This is a genomic window from Robertmurraya sp. DFI.2.37 (genome assembly GCF_029211245.1).
GTDB lineage: Bacteria > Bacillota > Bacilli > Bacillales > Cytobacillaceae > Robertmurraya > Robertmurraya methanolica_A.
On sequence record NZ_JARGEJ010000026.1, the window covers coordinates 1 to 17387 of the forward strand.

12 protein-coding genes, 20 tRNA genes and 1 rRNA gene are annotated in these 17387 nt (G+C 40.8%); 31 read left to right on the forward strand and 2 right to left on the reverse strand.

Annotated features, from left to right (window positions below; all coding sequences use genetic code 11):
• Window positions 1–300 precede the first annotated feature (300 nt).
• The 21 genes from rrf (at window position 301) to PZE06_RS14455 (ending at window position 3245) form a co-directional block, all read left to right on the forward strand.
• Window positions 301–417 (forward strand): 5S ribosomal RNA (gene rrf, locus PZE06_RS14355).
• Window positions 418–448: 31 nt separating this feature from the next.
• Window positions 449–524, forward strand: a tRNA-Val gene (locus PZE06_RS14360).
• Between the two features lie 57 nt (window positions 525–581).
• A tRNA-Thr gene (locus tag PZE06_RS14365) sits at window positions 582–657 on the forward strand.
• Window positions 658–823: 166 nt separating this feature from the next.
• A tRNA-Lys gene (locus PZE06_RS14370) sits at window positions 824–899 on the forward strand.
• A gap of 71 nt (window positions 900–970) precedes the next feature.
• A tRNA-Leu gene (locus PZE06_RS14375) sits at window positions 971–1052 on the forward strand.
• Window positions 1053–1071: 19 nt separating this feature from the next.
• Window positions 1072–1146: transfer RNA gene (locus PZE06_RS14380), tRNA-Gly, on the forward strand.
• Between the two features lie 7 nt (window positions 1147–1153).
• Window positions 1154–1239 (forward strand) — tRNA-Leu (locus tag PZE06_RS14385).
• 38 nt (window positions 1240–1277) lie between these two features.
• A tRNA-Arg gene (locus tag PZE06_RS14390) sits at window positions 1278–1354 on the forward strand.
• A gap of 5 nt (window positions 1355–1359) precedes the next feature.
• A tRNA-Pro gene (locus tag PZE06_RS14395) sits at window positions 1360–1436 on the forward strand.
• A gap of 10 nt (window positions 1437–1446) precedes the next feature.
• Window positions 1447–1522: transfer RNA gene (locus PZE06_RS14400), tRNA-Ala, on the forward strand.
• A 58-nt stretch (window positions 1523–1580) separates the two neighbouring features.
• Window positions 1581–1657: transfer RNA gene (locus PZE06_RS14405), tRNA-Met, on the forward strand.
• 23 nt (window positions 1658–1680) lie between these two features.
• Window positions 1681–1757: transfer RNA gene (locus PZE06_RS14410), tRNA-Ile, on the forward strand.
• Between the two features lie 37 nt (window positions 1758–1794).
• A tRNA-Ser gene (locus PZE06_RS14415) sits at window positions 1795–1887 on the forward strand.
• Between the two features lie 161 nt (window positions 1888–2048).
• A tRNA-Met gene (locus PZE06_RS14420) sits at window positions 2049–2122 on the forward strand.
• A 175-nt stretch (window positions 2123–2297) separates the two neighbouring features.
• Window positions 2298–2374: transfer RNA gene (locus PZE06_RS14425), tRNA-Asp, on the forward strand.
• A gap of 155 nt (window positions 2375–2529) precedes the next feature.
• A tRNA-Phe gene (locus PZE06_RS14430) sits at window positions 2530–2602 on the forward strand.
• A 48-nt stretch (window positions 2603–2650) separates the two neighbouring features.
• Window positions 2651–2724 (forward strand) — tRNA-Gly (locus tag PZE06_RS14435).
• Between the two features lie 4 nt (window positions 2725–2728).
• Window positions 2729–2805: transfer RNA gene (locus PZE06_RS14440), tRNA-Ile, on the forward strand.
• 194 nt (window positions 2806–2999) lie between these two features.
• Window positions 3000–3074: transfer RNA gene (locus PZE06_RS14445), tRNA-Asn, on the forward strand.
• A gap of 3 nt (window positions 3075–3077) precedes the next feature.
• Window positions 3078–3168: transfer RNA gene (locus tag PZE06_RS14450), tRNA-Ser, on the forward strand.
• Window positions 3169–3173: 5 nt separating this feature from the next.
• Window positions 3174–3245, forward strand: a tRNA-Glu gene (locus PZE06_RS14455).
• A 248-nt stretch (window positions 3246–3493) separates the two neighbouring features.
• Here the strand turns inward: PZE06_RS14455 and PZE06_RS14460 are convergent.
• Window positions 3494–3940 carry a helix-turn-helix domain-containing protein gene (locus tag PZE06_RS14460; RefSeq protein ID WP_191963242.1) on the reverse strand — a complete coding sequence of 149 codons (447 nt, stop codon included), beginning with the start codon at window positions 3938–3940 and terminating at the stop codon, window positions 3494–3496.
• 824 nt (window positions 3941–4764) lie between these two features.
• Between PZE06_RS14460 and gnd the strand changes: the two genes are divergently transcribed.
• From gnd to PZE06_RS14510, 10 genes are all read left to right on the forward strand, one after another.
• The gene (gnd, locus tag PZE06_RS14465) at window positions 4765–5661 is read left to right on the forward strand and encodes a phosphogluconate dehydrogenase (NAD(+)-dependent, decarboxylating) (RefSeq protein WP_150916904.1); all 897 of its coding nucleotides are present in this window, start codon (window positions 4765–4767) and stop codon (window positions 5659–5661) included.
• Between the two features lie 109 nt (window positions 5662–5770).
• Window positions 5771–6538 (forward strand): PTS mannose/fructose/sorbose/N-acetylgalactosamine transporter subunit IIC, encoded by a 768-nt coding sequence (locus PZE06_RS14470; RefSeq protein WP_150916902.1) that lies wholly within the window; start codon window positions 5771–5773, stop codon window positions 6536–6538.
• Window positions 6539–6561: 23 nt separating this feature from the next.
• A complete protein-coding gene (locus tag PZE06_RS14475; protein WP_150916900.1) occupies window positions 6562–7431 on the forward strand; it encodes a PTS system mannose/fructose/sorbose family transporter subunit IID in 870 nt (289 codons plus the stop codon).
• Window positions 7432–7533: 102 nt separating this feature from the next.
• Complete coding sequence (locus tag PZE06_RS14480) at window positions 7534–7947, forward strand: PTS sugar transporter subunit IIA (RefSeq protein WP_150916898.1); 414 nt, start codon at window positions 7534–7536, stop codon at window positions 7945–7947.
• A gap of 26 nt (window positions 7948–7973) precedes the next feature.
• Window positions 7974–8468 (forward strand): PTS sugar transporter subunit IIB, encoded by a 495-nt coding sequence (locus PZE06_RS14485; RefSeq protein ID WP_150916896.1) that lies wholly within the window; start codon window positions 7974–7976, stop codon window positions 8466–8468.
• An 89-nt stretch (window positions 8469–8557) separates the two neighbouring features.
• Entirely contained in the window at window positions 8558–9559 is a 1002-nt protein-coding gene (locus PZE06_RS14490; RefSeq protein ID WP_150916894.1) for a D-isomer specific 2-hydroxyacid dehydrogenase family protein, read from the forward strand.
• 44 nt (window positions 9560–9603) lie between these two features.
• Complete coding sequence (locus PZE06_RS14495; protein WP_150916892.1) at window positions 9604–10311, forward strand: HAD family hydrolase; 708 nt, start codon at window positions 9604–9606, stop codon at window positions 10309–10311.
• Window positions 10304–11227 carry a phosphoglycerate dehydrogenase gene (locus PZE06_RS14500; protein ID WP_150916890.1) on the forward strand — a complete coding sequence of 308 codons (924 nt, stop codon included), beginning with the start codon at window positions 10304–10306 and terminating at the stop codon, window positions 11225–11227. The genes PZE06_RS14495 and PZE06_RS14500 overlap by 8 nt, the downstream gene beginning before the upstream one ends.
• Before the next feature lie 19 nt (window positions 11228–11246).
• Window positions 11247–11876 carry a bifunctional 2-keto-4-hydroxyglutarate aldolase/2-keto-3-deoxy-6-phosphogluconate aldolase gene (locus PZE06_RS14505; protein ID WP_150916888.1) on the forward strand — a complete coding sequence of 210 codons (630 nt, stop codon included), beginning with the start codon at window positions 11247–11249 and terminating at the stop codon, window positions 11874–11876.
• 310 nt (window positions 11877–12186) lie between these two features.
• Window positions 12187–12615 (forward strand): DUF1801 domain-containing protein, encoded by a 429-nt coding sequence (locus PZE06_RS14510; protein WP_150916886.1) that lies wholly within the window; start codon window positions 12187–12189, stop codon window positions 12613–12615.
• A 73-nt stretch (window positions 12616–12688) separates the two neighbouring features.
• Here PZE06_RS14510 and PZE06_RS14515 read toward each other — a convergent pair whose 3' ends face one another.
• The gene (locus PZE06_RS14515; protein WP_150916912.1) at window positions 12689–16957 is read right to left on the reverse strand and encodes a S8 family serine peptidase; all 4269 of its coding nucleotides are present in this window, start codon (window positions 16955–16957) and stop codon (window positions 12689–12691) included.
• Window positions 16958–17387: the final 430 nt, after the last annotated feature.

Here is a 17387-nt window from a genome sequence, read left to right on the forward strand (position 1 = left end):
GGAAGCATGGTGACATGTGGAGCTGACTGATACTAATCGTTCGAGGACTTAACCAAATAAAAGTGGAAAAAATCCGCTTGATAAGATTCTCTGTAATTTCTCTTCTTCATCCATTATCTAGTTTTGAGGGTGCAATAATTTTCATATTGCTATGCTCTCAGGTTACATAAACAGCTTATGATAAGGAAGTTTTAATTATTTTTGACAATTAGAATTTATGAACGAAAATTCTTTTAAAATTCTACTTGAAAAAAAAGTTAAAACCATTATAATAGAATTTGTCTTGATAATTTAAACTGGTCCGGTGACAATGGCGAGAAGGTCACACCCGTTCCCATACCGAACACGGAAGTTAAGCTTCTCAGCGCCGATGGTAGTTAGGGGCTGTCCCCTTGTGAGAGTAGGACGTTGCCGGGCTGTTTAATAATAAATTATAAATTACTATTTCGGAGGATTAGCTCAGCTGGGAGAGCACCTGCCTTACAAGCAGGGGGTCGGCGGTTCGATCCCGTCATCCTCCACCAACATTTTTTCGCGTTAGCGAAAATAATGTACCTCTTTATTTTTTCGTCTTAATATATGCCGGCCTAGCTCAATTGGTAGAGCAACTGACTTGTAATCAGTAGGTTGGGGGTTCGAGTCCTCTGGCCGGCACCATTTAGAGCCATTAGCTCAGTCGGTAGAGCAACGAGCAATTCATCTATGAATTTGCTGCGAGTTGTACCCATCGAGCTGCTGCTTGAGTTAACTTTCTGAGGTGGGGACATCGTAGATGCTCTATATCTCAAAGTTGAAAATTTGATAGTAGCACATATTTACTTTAGAGCCATTAGCTCAGTCGGTAGAGCATCTGACTTTTAATCAGAGGGTCGAAGGTTCGAGTCCTTCATGGCTCACCATAGTTTTTACGACGTAGGAGAAATTAACTTTCTTTAATATGCATCAGTAAAAAGAACTTATGATTTAACATGCGGGTGTGGCGGAATTGGCAGACGCACTAGACTTAGGATCTAGCGCCGCAAGGCGTGGGGGTTCGACTCCCTTCACCCGCACTTTTAAACCTTTTATGATGCGGAAGTAGTTCAGTGGTAGAACACCACCTTGCCAAGGTGGGGGTCGCGGGTTCGAATCCCGTCTTCCGCTCCATTTATTAGCCGGGGTGGCGGAACTGGCAGACGCACAGGACTTAAAATCCTGCGGTAGGTGACTACCGTACCGGTTCGATTCCGGTCCTCGGCATTAAAGTATTTTTGCAGTAGTGAAATTGACTGTATATTGCGCCCGTAGCTCAATTGGATAGAGCGTTTGACTACGGATCAAAAGGTTAGGGGTTCGACTCCTCTCGGGCGCGCCATAGAACGGGAAGTAGCTCAGCTTGGTAGAGCACTTGGTTTGGGACCAAGGGGTCGCAGGTTCGAATCCTGTCTTCCCGACCACTATACTAATGGGGCCTTAGCTCAGCTGGGAGAGCGCCTGCCTTGCACGCAGGAGGTCAGCGGTTCGATCCCGCTAGGCTCCACCAATAACTATTTATTCTAATAATGACTCATAATCAAGTGAGTATTTATCAAAGTATCTTTGGCGGTGTAGCTCAGCTGGCTAGAGCGTACGGTTCATACCCGTAAGGTCGGGGGTTCGATCCCCTCCGCCGCTACCAATATTTTACCACAAAGCTTTATTGGACCTTTAGCTCAGCTGGTTAGAGCAGACGGCTCATAACCGTCCGGTCGTAGGTTCGAGTCCTACAAGGTCCACCACTATTTTTTGCATAAGCAAAACAACTTATAATATTTCGGAGGAATACCCAAGTCTGGCTGAAGGGATCGGTCTTGAAAACCGACAGGCGGGTTAAACCGCGCGGGGGTTCGAATCCCTCTTCCTCCGCCATATCACTTTTACTATTATCGCGGGGTGGAGCAACAAGCGTTACTTCACTGAGTAAACTGCGAGTTGTACCGATTGAAGTGCTTCCTTGAGTAAGCATACTGAAATCGGGACAGTCAATAAGCTATCTAGTAGCATGTGCTTATCTAGGTATATACTATTATCGCGGGGTGGAGCAGTCTGGTAGCTCGTCGGGCTCATAACCCGAAGGTCGCAGGTTCAAATCCTGCCTCCGCAATCGACTTTTTCAATTAAATAAGACTTGAGGAAATAAAGAAAGATATTTTTCTTTCGTCGAAAGGATAAAGAAAAAGTTATTTTCACTTAACGTTGAAAAAGACAGAGGAAAGCTATTTTCTCCTACGTCGAAAAAGACAGAGGAAAGCTTTTTTCTCCTACGTCGAAAAAGCTTTGGTCCGGTAGTTCAGTTGGTTAGAATGCCTGCCTGTCACGCAGGAGGTCGCGGGTTCGAGTCCCGTCCGGACCGCCATTTACATATGTTGGCTCAGTAGCTCAGTCGGTAGAGCACGATGAATAAACGGCAAGGATAAACATCCAGCGCACTCATCGAGCATCATCTTGAAAAATATTCTGAGATGAGGGCGAAGGACAATGACCAACTATATGTAGGATTAATATCATGATGGCTCAGTAGCTCAGTCGGTAGAGCAAAGGACTGAAAATCCTTGTGTCGGCGGTTCGATTCCGTCCTGAGCCATCAAAGCTTTTTTACGAAGCGTTAGTGAAGTAAAGAAGCTTTCAATATGCGGGTGTAGTTTAATGGTAAAACCACAGCCTTCCAAGCTGTTGTCGTGGGTTCGATTCCCATCACCCGCTCCAAAAGGGGCCTATAGCTCAGCTGGTTAGAGCGCACGCCTGATAAGCGTGAGGTCGATGGTTCGAGTCCATTTAGGCCCACCATCTTTGCTTTTGTAATTTATAGAAGCTAGAACATGAGATTTGTATCGTATTCCGCGGTAGCTCAGTGGTAGAGCAACGAGCAAAAGCATCATGAATGTGTTGCGAGTTGTACTCATCGAGCTGCTACTTGAACTAGCATTCTGAGATGAGGACAATCAGAAAGTAATCAAGGTAGAGGAATGAAATAATAATTTTCCGCGGTAGCTCAGTGGTAGAGCAATCGGCTGTTAACCGATCGGTCGTAGGTTCGAATCCTACCCGCGGAGCCATATGGAGAAGTACTCAAGTGGCTGAAGAGGCGCCCCTGCTAAGGGTGTAGGTCGGGTAACCGGCGCGAGGGTTCAAATCCCTCCTTCTCCGCCATTTCAGGCCCGTTGGTCAAGTGGTTAAGACACCGCCCTTTCACGGCGGTAACACGGGTTCGAATCCCGTACGGGTCATAAAAAAAGCTGTTGACATTAGGTCAACAGTTTTTTTTATCGTTCTACACTAAATGAGCTGGTTTTAGTCTCTAAAAATTTATTGAATTTGGAAACAAACTTTTAAGTATAAAGACATCTAACCCCGCAACTCTTTTCTATATTAAATAGACGAGAACTGAAATAAGAGACGACATTACTATTACTCGCACAGGAGTTTAAGAAGGGCGCTAATGATGAAGGATATCTTCATCATTAGCGCCCTTCTTTTATCCGTTACCGAGTTCTTTTTTCATCCGGGCAATCATTAATAATTCAGCAGCGTCACGCTTATTTAAGCTGTTAAATATCGTAATTAACTCTTTTGCTTCTGCCGTTAGATTCACGATTTCTTTCGTATCTGTGTTGTTCGTAGTTCCTCTGTCTTTGGAGGGACTGATTGCAGGTTTATCATCCTGGATCACGATATTTCCGTTATTAAACAGTGAATCCACTACGTATTCCTTTCCAGTCAGCAGCCAATCCGCAGTTACGTCAAACTCCTTCGTAATTGCATAGATAGCTTTGGCGCCAGGCAGAGATTTCTTTTTCTCGCTTTCCCAGTCTCCAACATTTCCAGCGGAAACACCAATTCTTTTTGCAAAAGCAGCCTGAGATAATCCATGTTTATCTCTTAATAATTTGATCCGCTCTCCAATATTTTCGATATTTTTCACCAATTTTTTCTCCTTTCGTACGAAAATACGTGTTTATATACGAAAATTCGATTATTTTTGTTAACTCACACGTAAAAACGTGTATAATTTTAATTAACAAATGATATTTGTTCACCGGTGCTAAATAGCTGCAAATATTTTTTGTGAAATATGAAATTGCGTATTTTTAATTTAATTGCTTGACACCTAAGTTAAAGTGCTATGAATAATATGTTTTCTTAGAAAAGGGCTCCTTGCATTCTGCTTTGATTTAGTTTGGAAATAAAGGCATACGTATGTCTACATTGGGTTGATTTTAATCACACGTATATGCGTGTTTGTTTGGCCGCGCCTTCATATCAGTATCATAAACAAAAGGAGCTTTGCTCACTCATACTTATACGTTTATCAATCAGAGAGCGAGGCTTCATATACTGAATCGCTCCTAGCTGTAAATGACACAGATTTATTAGATTGTCCCATGTCAGAATGGACAGGGGGAAACTAATAGCAATTTTGTTCCATTCTTGGTATGAAATGAAAGCTCCAAAGTAATTCGAATAACTGGTTTATTGATTAGCTACAATCAGCTTTACATTGTAGCATAGGGCAACTAAAGTTTTGCTTTACATTCGATGCTCCTTGTGTGCTGTAACAAATGTTCTAGTGTTGGGGCATCCGTATTGCCCGATCCACTTTAAGATATTCTGAAAGACGTCTACAAAAAGTTTAGAAAAATAATGTCATCTGACTGCATGGATGAATCGCAGACTTGCGACCTGCCTATTTTACTGTGCATAAAGTGAGCAATGATATACAACTTGTTTTTAACAAGGAGTGATTTGATGCAAATTGGCATGATTGGTTTAGGGAAAATGGGATATAACCTTGCGTTAAACTTAGCAAACAATGGCCATTCTGTCTATGGTTTTGATCGATCTAGCGAAGCAAGAATAGCAGCAAAAGATAAAGGTCTACACATTGTGGATAGCATCGAGCAAATGCTGGCAAATCTGCCGTATCCAAGAGTGGTATGGGTTATGGTACCTGCGGGGAAATCTAGCGAAATGGTAATAGATGAACTCCTCCAAAAAATGAAAGCGGATGATATCGTGATTGATGGAGGAAATGCGCATTATAAGGACTCCGTCCGGCGTGCAGCCCAGGCTAATGAAAAGGGAATTTATTTTTTAGACGTTGGAACATCAGGAGGCATCGCTGGTGCTAATGGAGGAGCTTGTTTAATGATCGGTGGCAGACGCGACGTTTTTGAACGGCTGGAGCCAATTTTTAAAGCAATTTCCATTCAAGGAGGATGCTTATATGCGGGGGAATCTGGAAGTGGTCATTTCTTAAAAATGGTTCATAACGGAATTGAATACGGTTTTATGCAAGCGATTGGTGAGGGCTTTCAAGTGCTGAATCAAAGTCGCTACGATTTTGATTTGGCAGAAGTGGCTTCAGTTTGGAACAATGGTTCTGTCATTCGCAGCTGGCTAATGGAACTGACTGCATCTGCTTTCGAAAAAGATGCTGAACTTGAACATATTCGTGGAATGGTGGCATCGTCAGGCGAGGCGAAATGGACGGTAGAAGCAGCCTTTGAGTTAGAAGTTCCTGTACCGGTTATTGCCTTGTCGCTTATGATGAGAAATCGTTCTTTAGAAGAAGATAGCTTCTCAGCAAAAGTGGTCGCCGCTCTGCGAAATGAATTTGGGGGACACAGTGTGGTAAAGAAGTAATTTTGTATAAATATGGTGGTTTTACTTCTATTTTTATGGGAAGGAGGAGAGTATTGTAGTAGTTTGTGAAATTAATAACATTTAAATATACGAGGGAGTGATCAAACAAATGGCAACACTTTCCGTTGGTCAAGCACTAATAATAGCCATTTGGGTAGCGATTGTTATGTCCCGTGGGATTGGCTATGCTACCTTAACTTTGCGCTTTAGCCCATTAATGACAGGTCTGGTTGTGGGGATAGTGACAGGACATATAACAGAAGCAATGATTATTACAGCAGCTATTCAATTAGTTTATATGGGAGCGGTAGCGCCAGGTGGAGCTTTACCGAGTGAACCTGCGATTGCCGCAGCTATTGCTGTAACTGTCGCTGTCCTAGGTGACTTCACTCCAGAAAAGGCAGTGGCGATTGCGGTGCCAGTTGGAATTTTAGGCAGCTATGCTTATCAATTTCGCTTCTTTTTAAATACGTTTGCATTACGCATATTGGACAAGTATGCAGCAGAAGTCAATGACAGAGGAATTTTTACTTCCGTAATCATTATTCCAATTGTAATAAGCTTTATTCTTTATGTTCCATTAGTGTTTGTGGCTCTTTACTTTGGAGCACCAGTTGTTGCTGATTTTGTTAATTCTATTAGCGACGGGCCGGTTATTCACGTTTTAGAAGTGGTTGGCGGTGGTCTTGCGGCTCTTGGAATTGCTGTTATTATGCACGTAATTGGCAAAAAGGAATTACTTTTATTTTTCTTCCTTGCCTATTTTATGAGTGTTGCTTTAAAGGGCCTCGAAATCAACACGGTAACTTATGCGATTTTTGGAGCCATTTTAGCTGGTCTATATGTGTTATTCACGAGAAGAAAGGAACCGGCGTAAAAACTTAAAAGGTGGGATGACAGATGAATACGGAAGAAAAGAGACAAACTCCGGAGAATTATCCAGAGCCAATCACCAAGAAAGATTTGCTTAAAGCTTGGTCACGATGGTGGTGGGCAAATGAAATTCCTCATACATTTGACAGAATGGTCGCGCCATCGTTTTTATTTGGGATGATGCCAATTTTAAAGAAATTATATAAAGATAAAAAAGATTTAAGCGAAGCATACCAAAGACATTTATTATTTTTTAATACACAAGCGATTTGGGGTGGAGGGACGCTGACAGGTATTACAGCATCTCTTGAGGAATCCCGTGCAAAAGCGTTTGCGGAAGGGAAGGAAGATGAAGCGCCGAGCCCTGATATGATTAACAATACAAAAGTAGGGTTGATGGGAGCTTTAGCTGGTATTGGAGATGCGATTGACTCTGGTACCGTTCAATATATTTTTATTGCCATAGCTCTGCCATGGGCAATGGCAGGTAGTCCAATTGGTGCATTGTTTCCGTTCATTTGCTTTACGCTCGTCACATATTTGTATGGCTACTATTTCGTTAGAATGGGCTACGGTTTAGGTCGCAATGCTGCAAAAGAAATTTTAGCTGGTAGTCGAATTAAAACGATGATTGATGCATTATCTGTGCTTGGGTTATTCATGATGGGGATCTTGGCCGGGTCGTATGTAAAAGTGAGTAGTTCACTCTCTTTTACACTATCTGAAAAGGAATTCGTTCTGCAGGATATTTTGGATTCGATCTTACCAGGTTTATTGCCGTTATTAACCGTATTAGGTGTTTATTTATACTTTGATAAGAAAGGATTCAATATTACAAGAGGGCTTTTATGGCTAACTGGTACATTAATTGTCCTTGGTGCAATTCGAATTTTATAAGCTTTTGTTTTGAAAACGGTAATGGAGTATAAATCATTTTAAATGATAGGACGTGGGCGACTTACTTTTGTTAAGTTTCCTACAGAATAAAGGAGCGGGAATATGGCAAAGCGTGCGATTTTAGTGATTACGCATGGGGAGTTCGGCAAGGAGCTCATAAAAAGTGCGGAAATGATTATGGGACCGCAGGAAAATTTATGTGCATTAGCGCTTAAACCAAGCGCATCAGTAGATGATTTGCGTGAAGAAGCTAGTGCGCTCGTAGCGGAGAATGAAAAAAGGGGATTAGAAACAGTCATTCTTGTCGATTTGTTAGGGGGAAGTCCTTCAAATGTATCGTTATCTCTGCTGAGCAAGTTTGATTTGCATATATTAACTGGAGTCAATATGCCGATGTTAATTGAATTATTGACTTTGTTTCAATCAGAAGAAGACACAACAAAATTAATCGAAACGGTGCGAGGAACAAGTGTTGCTGGAATCTATCATTTGAATCGGAGCTTTTTAAAGAAGTAAATTTTAGTGTCGAAAGGGAGGTCTGTATGGGGAAAATTAATTTGGTAAGGGTTGACGAGCGCTTAATCCATGGACAAGTCATGACAAAATGGTCAAAAGGCTTAGGTACGAATGCGCTCTATGTTATTGATGATGAAACAGCAGCAGATGAATTTATGAAAGATATTTATATTAATACGAATTCGTCATCTGGGCTGAAGATTCAAGTATACAGCAATAATGAGGTTGTGGAGAAATGGAATTGTGATCAATTTGGAAATGACAGCGTTGTTTTATTATTTAAACATATTGCCAGTGTGAAAGAAGCGGTTGAAAGCGGGCTTCCTGTTAGTAGGCTTAATATAGGGGGAGTTTCTAAAAAAGGAGATGCCCAATTTGTGATCCCAACCGTCGCTTTAACGAATGATGATGTTGAATGTTTAAAGAGTTTAGATGATAGAGGGATTGAAGTTTTTTTTCAAACTGTACCAGATAGTAAAAGAGTTTCTTTTACTGAAGGATTAAAAGCGATTAAAAAATAACGATGGAATCAAACTTACCTTAGTTAGTGTCTTGCTCTACAAGGTAAGATATTTCTTCAGTTTGATAGAAGTAGAAAGGGATAAAAGCAATGGGAAATAAAATTGCAATTGTCAATTCAAGTAGTTTTGGAGAAAAGTTCCCTTGGCAACTAGAGCGTCTTAAAAAACTTGGGGAAGTTGAAAGATTTACCTTTCATATAGATATTATGGGGAAAGAATTAGCTGAAAAATTACATGGCTTTAATATCATTATTTCTAGTGTCACTCCCTTTTTTACGAGGGAATTTTTTGAACATAAAGACGAGACGTGGATCATTTCACGGCATGGTATTGGTTATAACAATATAGACATTGAAGCAGCGACAGAAAAGGGTACGATTGTGACAGTTGTCTCCGCTTTAGTAGAAAGAGATGCGGTAGCTGAAAATGCCGTTACGAACTTGTTGGCAGTGGTAAGGAAGACGGTTTCAGCCGCGACAGCAGCAAAAGAAGGACGATGGGTTGAGCGGGCTCAGTTTGTCGGACGGCAAATCACTGATAAAACAGTTGGTGTTATAGGATTAGGCAATATAGGAAGTCGGGTTGGTGAGATCTTTAAATATGGATTTAATGCTAGAGTACTTGCTTACGATCCTTATCAAACAAAAGAGCAGTTAGAACGAAAGGGAGCGGAAGCTGTTGCATTAGAGGAGTTATTAATTCAGTCCGATATTCTTTCATTAAATGCATATGTTGATCAGAAAAGCTATCATCTTCTCTCTGATAGAGAGTTTGCCTTAATGAAAAAAGGCGTATATATCACTAATACGGCACGTGGAGAACTATGGGAGCAGGATGCTGTGTTGCGTGCGTTGGAGAGCGGTAAAATCGCTGGACTGGCTACAGATGTTTTAGAGGGGGAACCAGTTGATAAAACCCATCCATTTTTCCAATATGACAATGTTCTTGTAACGCCACACACTTCGGCATATACAATGGAATGTTTGAGAGGAATGGGTGAGAAAGTAGTTTCTGATGTTGAAAGGGTCATTCAAAAAGAACAGCCGGATAACGTGGTAAATCTTGAGTTGTTTCGAGGTAATTTATCATAGGAAAGTACTGAGTAAACATCTATTCAAACGAAAGGAGAATCAGCTTGGAACTTCCATCTTTAGTTATTTTTGATATGGATGGCTTAATGTTTGATACGGAAAAATTGGCCTATGAAGCGTGGCAGATAACCTCTCACTATTATGGCTTCCCATTTGAAAGAGCGTTATTTGAGCAGTTTATTGGGATTACTAATCAAGATATTATCCGTAAAATGGCTGAGTATTATCCAGATCAACCTGTGCAGGAATGGCGAGCATATATGCGTTCTCAAAAGCATGAATTAGAAAGTTCGTTTATTAAAGGGCCTCATTTTAAAAAAGAAGGGTTGGACGAGTTGCTTCAATTTTTGACATCCAAGGGTATAAAGATTGCGGTTGCATCATCCAGTTCGACTGAGGTAATCAACAGATTTCTAACAGTTTCGCATACACTTCCATTTATTGATTTATATGTTTCTGGAGAGGAAGTGGCACGAGGTAAACCAAGTCCGGACATATTTCTCGAAGTTTGCACTCGGGCAAAAGTGAATCCGAAGGGTGCCGTTGTACTTGAAGATTCACCTGCGGGAATTGAGGCGGCTTACAAGGCAGGAGTCCAAGCATTTTTTGTACCAGATTTTGTGAAGGATTCTGAAGTGATCGATAGATTCTCGCCGAAAACGTTTGAAACGTTAGCTGCTGTCGAAAGATATTTCCGTTTAACATCGTGTTCTTCTAAAAGAAATAGAGAGAGGAGGGGAACGGATGCCTAAAGTATTAATTACTCCACGATCATTTGGAAAGCACAGTGATGAGGCGAAAAGAATTTTAATTGCGAATGGTTATGAAGTTGTCGAAAATCCATATGGGAGAATTTTGACAGAAGAAGAAATGAAAAAGGAAATCGCCGATGTTGACGCAGTTATTATTGGTATTGATCCGTTGAATAGAGAGGTACTTTCGTGTGCCAAAAACTTAAAAGTGATCTCAAAGTACGGCGTAGGTACAGATAATATTGATATTGAGTTTTGCAAGGGGCATAACATCCCCGTTACGGTTACCCGCAATGCAAATTCTGACTCAGTTGCAGATTTTACGTTCGCCCTTATGTTAGCGATTGCGAGAAGAATAGTAGAAATAGATAAATCATGCCGTGCATTGAATTGGGGCAAAAAAACAAGTATCGGTATACATGGAAAAACACTTGGCGTCATCGGTACTGGTGCGATTGGGAAGGATGTCATTAAAAGAGCGTGTGGCTTTGATATGAAAATTCTTGCTTACGATGTCTACCCAGATGATGAATTCGCACAAGAATATAATGCAACCTATGTTGATTTTGAAACGCTTATTAAAGAGAGCGATTTTATCACCTTGCACTTACCCGCAACACGAGAAACAGTTAATTTGCTCAGTGAGAAGGAATTTAACATGATGAAAGAAACGGCTGTGTTGGTCAATACAGCTCGCGGGGAACTTATTGATGAAGACGCGCTTTATGATGCTTTAAAAAATAAGCGAATATGGGGAGCTGGTCTTGATGTTTTCAAGAAGGAACCACCTGAAAAAATAGAACTGCTTGAACTGGAAAATATCATTTTAGGAGCACATGCTGCCGCTTCAAGTGTGGATGCAGTTAATAAAATGAGCTTAATGGCAGTAGAAAATATTCTAGCCAATTTTAAATAAACATAAGGGATGAACATTTATGGATAAAATTGAAGTTTTAGCAAAGATGAAAGAGGAAAAAGTTATTGCTGTCATTCGTGCGCCAAATGAAGAACAAGGATTCCTTATTAGTGAAGCCATTCATCAGGGAGGCATCAAATTTTTAGAGTTAACGATGACCGTTCCAGGGGCGTTGGAGCTTATCAAAAAATTATCGGCAAAGTACGTTGGAGGGGATGTCATAGTTGGTGCCGGAACAGTGTTAGACCCTGAAACAGCACGTCTAGCCATTTTAGCAGGAGCTAAATTTATTGTCGGTCCAAATCTTTCACCTAAAGTCATTACGATGTGTCATCGATACCGAGTTACTGTAATGCCAGGTGTGATGACACCGACGGAAGCATTAACGGCATTGGAATTAGGAGCAGATGTTATTAAGGTCTTTCCAGGAGGAGCTTTCGGACCAAGTGTCATTAAAGATTTTAAGGGACCGCTTCCACAAGGGAATTTCATGCCAAGCGGCGGTGTCACGGTAGAAAATGCAAATGAATGGATCAAAAATGGCGCTTACGCAATCGGAACAGGCTCAAGCTTAACAAAAGGAGCGAGCACAGGAGATTATGAGGCAGTAACGAAAGAAGCAGAAAAATTTGTTGCGATTGTGAAATAGGGAAAAAGAAGCTGTGTCAAAAGGTTGTTAAAGGTACTGCACCCCAGAAGTTAGAGTTAATATGGGGTGCAGTACCAAAAGGACTTTTTGATAGCAGCTTTTTTTCTTTAAATGAATCATTATGCACATTTATTAATAAATAAACCAAATTACAACTAAATCTTTCCCTCATTTTTAGCCATTATCATCCTTATTTTTATAGTCCGAGACGATGCTTGTTTTTTACCTTAAGTGGTAATTTTAAAATTGCCTTACTTTCATAAAATAGAATAGAATGGAAAGTACAAGTCATACTTTAGGAGCGTTCATGATGTATGAGCTAAAAACAAAAGAAAATGATCATAGTGTTCTAGAGTTTATTGAAAATATGGAGAGTTCGAAAAAAAGAGAGGACGCGTATCGATTACTGGATATTTTTTCAGATGTAACAGGCTATAAAGCGAAAATGTGGGGAACAAGTATTATTGGATTTGGCAAGTATCATTATAAATATGCTTCCGGGCATGAAGGCGATGCTCCCTTAGTGGGCTTTTCTCCACGTAAAGCGAAAATTAGCTTATATTTTGCCCCAGGCGAGTCAAAAAGGGATGAGTTACTTAAGAGATTTGGAAAGCACACGACAGGCAAGGCGTGTGTTTATATTAATAAAGTGGCAGACATTGATGAAGAGGTTTTAAAGGAGTTAATTGTCGCATCCGTTGAATTTTTGAGAGAATTGTATCCTTCTACAGGTGAATAGAAATAGAATAAGGAGAAGTCTTCATCGCTGAAAGACCTCTCCAAATTCTATTATCAATTTAGGTTATTGAGAATTAATTTTTCCCATTTACGCTTCCGTTGCTATTTCCTTTTTTGACGATATTTAATTTTCCTTCAGCTTTAGCGCGAGTAACATTACCGAAGCTGTCTGTAACATTTACTTCGATTACAGCTCCTTTGCCTTCAATATTATTAGGAACCGTCCAATAGCCAACATAATGTCCATCATCTGTTTCCATCATCGGCAATTCGGTTGCATTTTGGACATCACCAATATCGGTTAATGGCATTAAGATGGAGAACCTTGCTTTTAAATTCGGTTCGCTATCAAATTCAATGACGACTGTCTGACCAACCGAGACGTCCCGATCTTTTGTAGGAGTTAAGTTCGTAATCGTTGGTGCGGTATAGTCAACTTCAACAGTAATTGATTTAGATTCAGAGTTTCCTGCTAAGTCGATGGCCTTCACTTCGATATTGTTTGAGCCTTCCTCTAATAAAATTCGTTTTGCGTAACGGCCGTCAGTAACAGTAGCTTTTTGCCCATTTACTTCGACATAATCTAAATGGGGGTCAACTACTTCTCCTTCAACTGTAACGGTTTCGCGATTGATCTTCTCCCCGTTTGTTGGGCTCGTGATCGTTAATTGTGGTGCTTCTGTATCGAGAATGACGGTGACAGTTTCAGATTCATTTGCCCGTTCTCCATTTAAATAATTAACTGCTTGTAGTTCATTTTCACCTTCGTTTAATGTAACTGGAATTTTAAATGTACCATCTTCTCCAATTGTTACTTCTTCAACTTCCTCCCCGTTGTTCAGCAAAGAAATGGTTGTTGTTGGTGAGGCTTTCCCTTCAACTTCGATCGCTGGTTCGTTTGTCATGTAGCCATCGGAAGGGGAGGTGATTTGAACAGCTTGAACCTCATAATCCACTCGAGCGCGAATCATATAATTTCCTTCACTAGAAGGGGATGGGGACCAAGTGCCAGCAACTGACTGGAAGCTTCTCCCTGCGTATGGTCCATTTTCATCGGTAGCTAGACCAGGAGTATTAGGATTGGCTCCAGTTTGGACGTATACCATGTAGAAATCACCTGAAACCTGAATATTTTCGTCACGAAGATCTACTACAGTCCACTGGTTTAAGTCTCGAATTGCTTCGGCCTCAATAGGGCCTGCTAATTTTTTTCCAGGTAAGCCGTCAGGACCTGTAGCATCCCAAACTTCGACGGCAAATTCAGTAGCTCCAGGAGATGGCCAATCTGTTCCATGGAATTGGAAAACGCCATCTGTTACAATGGCCTCTTCTTCACCTTCTGGTAGGGACATGCGAACCCCCCATTTATTCCCCGCATCGTAATAGGCGCGAGCATTTTCTGGAGTGCCATCATCATAGCCGATTTCTCCACCAGGATAAGTGAATAAAGGTTCAAGTTCAATATTTACTTCTTTATTTTCATTAAAATTCACTTCTAATTCTTTGGCAATAAATCCTCGTGCAGCAACTTTTAACGTATACGTGCCTTCATAAGCAGTTAAGCGATAGTTTCCTTCAGCGTCGGTTTGTACTGGCGTTATATTGGCGTCCTCCACAAGTAGGAGGGTTGCACCTTCGACTGCTTCACCAGAATTGGCACTTGTAATAGTTCCACTGATTGTTGCTTTTGGTAGTTCTTCAAGAACAAAATGAGCGGTGGAAACTCGATCGGCTTCAACGGTTACAGCTTGCTCTTCTGAACGGAAACCGTATGATTCAGCAACCAATGTAAAATCACCGGCTGGATGAATGAAAGAAAAGCTTCCATCTGCTGGGTTGGTCGCTGCAGATCTGCCATTCTCTAATACAGATACTCTTGCGCTAACTGGCAGATTTGAAAGTTCTTTTTCAATTAATTCTACTTGATCGTTTTTGGATAGGTTAGGGCGAATTTTATTAGGATCCACTTTTTCAGCATTTTTTTCTTTTGTGGTATCCTTCGCTGTTTCTTTTGGTATTGTAATGCTTCCAGCAGGTTCTTTTATATTTATAGATGTACTGGACAGGGTTACATCATCAATATACCAGCCATCTCTGACTACGCTGCTGTCCGTATCTAAATTAAAGGCAACATAGACTCTATCGCCAGCATATTGGGATAAATCTATTTCAACGGGAGACCATTCGTTTTGAATATTCGTTAGACGTAGCACTTGAGTCCATTGTTGCATATCAGTTGAGATAAAGACGTGTGCGAAGTCCCAATTGTTCTCAATGTTGTACCAATGTTCAAACTGTAGATAGGCATTGCCTTCAGGTAAATCAATGGGTGGCATCAGTAATGTCGAGTTTTCATTGTTGTTGTATGTTCCTTCAGGATTAGTGGCAAATACGTGTTCACCTGAAATTGCTCCACCAGGTCCTGAAGTTGGAATGCCACGAGCCCAAGAATTATTTTCACCGTAACTAGTCCAACCAATAGGCTCTGATTCAAAGTCGGTTTCATATCCGACTGTGATTCCACCTATAACATTTGTTTCGTATTGTTCACTTGTAACGGAGTTATTTCCAAAATCGTTCACTGTTATCGTGTAGGAGAGGGCTCCTTCTACCACATCTTCACCTGGGATAGTGGCAACAAAGGAACCGGACTTGAAGTCACCGGATGTTCTTTTAGCTTGAACAGAGCCTTCCTTTCCTTCTGCATTAACGTAATCGACAGTGACAGAAGTAACGCTAATATTGTCACTAGCCAAAACAGTTAGGTCTAAATCCATTTTTGAGTAAACTTCCTCGGAAGGAGTATGTTCTAATACAGGTGCCTCTGTATCTTCTCCTTCCATCGTTACAGAGCCTTCAATCGTCCCTAATCCATCAATCATCGATGAGACTGCATCAAAAGCATTGACTAAACCATGGCCAAATCCATTGTTCGGGGACTCTGGATACTGGCTATTGGTCAGAGGCGTTGCGGTGTTGAGTAGCACCTCTTCAAGTTCATCAACAGATAAACTGGAATTTGCTTGTAATAATAAGGCGACGACGCCGGCAACTGCTGGACCAGCCATTGATGTTCCGTTCCATCCGCCTTCATAGCCGCTTCCTGGTACAGATGAACGTATGTTGACGCCAGGAGCTGAAATTTCTGGCTTAATCTCATTGTACGGAGAAGGACCCTGTAATGAAAAGCTTGCTAAATTATTGTTTGAATCAGTAGCTCCAGTTGCAAATGATTCAGGGTAGTTAGCAGGTACTGCAACAGACCCTGGACCTCCTGGATTCGTTAATGTTGTATTTCCAGCAGAAAATTCTGGGAAGATGTCAGCAGCGCGCCATGCTCTTACGATATCGCGATACCATTCATCTAGTCCTCTACCGCCACCCCAAGAGTTATTGACAACATCTGGAGCTTTCGTGATATCTCCACCAGGAGCTAGCATCCATTGACCAGCTGCGATTAGCTGAGCATCTGTCCCACCTCCAGCAGCGTTTAAGGCTTTAGCATGAATAAACTTTGCTCCAGGAGCAACTCCAATTTGATTTGTTCCGTTTGGCTCGCTTCCGACCATTGTACCGGTAACATGAGTACCGTGTCCATGATCATCGTATGCAGCAGCCCGTCCGTTTACAGCATCAAAGAAGCTATACGTGTGGTCAACTTCACCTGTGGCGGCATTGTACCCTCTATATTTTTCTTTTAATGCTGGATGATCCCATTGTGAACCTGTATCGATTGCACCGACAACGATGCCAGATCCGTCGATGCCAAGATTCCAGACATCAGGGGCGCCGACCCGCTCAACGTTCCATTCGATATTTTGAACCTTGGATTGAACAGGTTCAGCTTTTTTATCAACGGTCGCTTCAATTAATTTTCTTTCCTCGTTTGGGAGTAGTTTTTCAACTTCTTGAAAATGAGCAATTTTTTCAGCGACTTCTTTTGTTCCAGTAACGGCAATGGCATTGACGATATAAAACGACTCATAGTCAGTGACAGCGCCTTCTTCTAATTGTTTATCGAGGAATTGCTTCACACTATCCTGGGTAGTTAACGCAGTATATTTAAGTTCAGAAACAACAGCTGAGCGTTGTGCATATTCAATATTTGTTGATGATAACCCATTCTTTTTTGCCGTGTTAATAGCGTTTTTAGCAACTTTTTGTACATCTGCTTTTTCTTTGAATTTTACTAAAAATGTTACTTTCCCTTTGTTCTTTGTAAATTCTTCAATGAGGTGCGTGCTTATTTTTGATTGAGCGATTTGATTACTGTTCTTTAATGCTCGACTAACTTCCTTTGTTTCAGCGAAACCTGTACTTGGTATTGCTAAAGACACAAGCATTAGAAATGTGAGTAGTATACTTAAATATCTCTTCAACCTAGCTCCTCCTCTCGAATAATTGCTTTAGTGTAGCGAGATGTACGATCCTCCTTTCCACTTTGTGTGCATAATGTCAAATCATGAATGTTACAAATTACTATATAGGCTGAGAAGGAGAAATCCTGTCGAATTATAGCGATTAAATGTCAGAAAATTCAAAAACAGTAGATTGGTAATGTCTTCCTTTCAGTTATCAGTAATTTATTCCCTGTCGTTTTTAGTTCCTTTGTCTGTAATTCCCCTGTAAATCGGATGTAACGTTACAGACATATAAAGAGCTTTACAAAAAATGAAAAGAATGAACTATATGAAATTAGTAAAATATGTAATAAAAATAAAATAGTAGTAATTTATTCCTTGTTTTTACAAATGATTAGTAAATTGTCAAATT

Excerpts from the sequence above, each read along its gene's own strand:
- gnd (WP_150916904.1), top strand. The coding sequence starts at position 4,765 with ATGCAAATTGGCATGATTGGTTTAGGGAAAATGGGATATAACCTTGCG.
- PZE06_RS14470 (WP_150916902.1), top strand. The coding sequence starts at position 5,771 with ATGGCAACACTTTCCGTTGGTCAAGCACTAATAATAGCCATTTGGGTA.
- PZE06_RS14475 (WP_150916900.1), top strand. The coding sequence starts at position 6,562 with ATGAATACGGAAGAAAAGAGACAAACTCCGGAGAATTATCCAGAGCCA.
- PZE06_RS14480 (WP_150916898.1), top strand. The coding sequence starts at position 7,534 with ATGGCAAAGCGTGCGATTTTAGTGATTACGCATGGGGAGTTCGGCAAG.
- PZE06_RS14485 (WP_150916896.1), top strand. The coding sequence starts at position 7,974 with ATGGGGAAAATTAATTTGGTAAGGGTTGACGAGCGCTTAATCCATGGA.
- PZE06_RS14490 (WP_150916894.1), top strand. The coding sequence starts at position 8,558 with ATGGGAAATAAAATTGCAATTGTCAATTCAAGTAGTTTTGGAGAAAAG.
- PZE06_RS14500 (WP_150916890.1), top strand. The coding sequence starts at position 10,304 with ATGCCTAAAGTATTAATTACTCCACGATCATTTGGAAAGCACAGTGAT.
- PZE06_RS14505 (WP_150916888.1), top strand. The coding sequence starts at position 11,247 with ATGGATAAAATTGAAGTTTTAGCAAAGATGAAAGAGGAAAAAGTTATT.
- PZE06_RS14510 (WP_150916886.1), top strand. The coding sequence starts at position 12,187 with ATGTATGAGCTAAAAACAAAAGAAAATGATCATAGTGTTCTAGAGTTT.
- PZE06_RS14515 (WP_150916912.1), bottom strand. The coding sequence starts at position 16,957 with ATGCTTGTGTCTTTAGCAATACCAAGTACAGGTTTCGCTGAAACAAAG.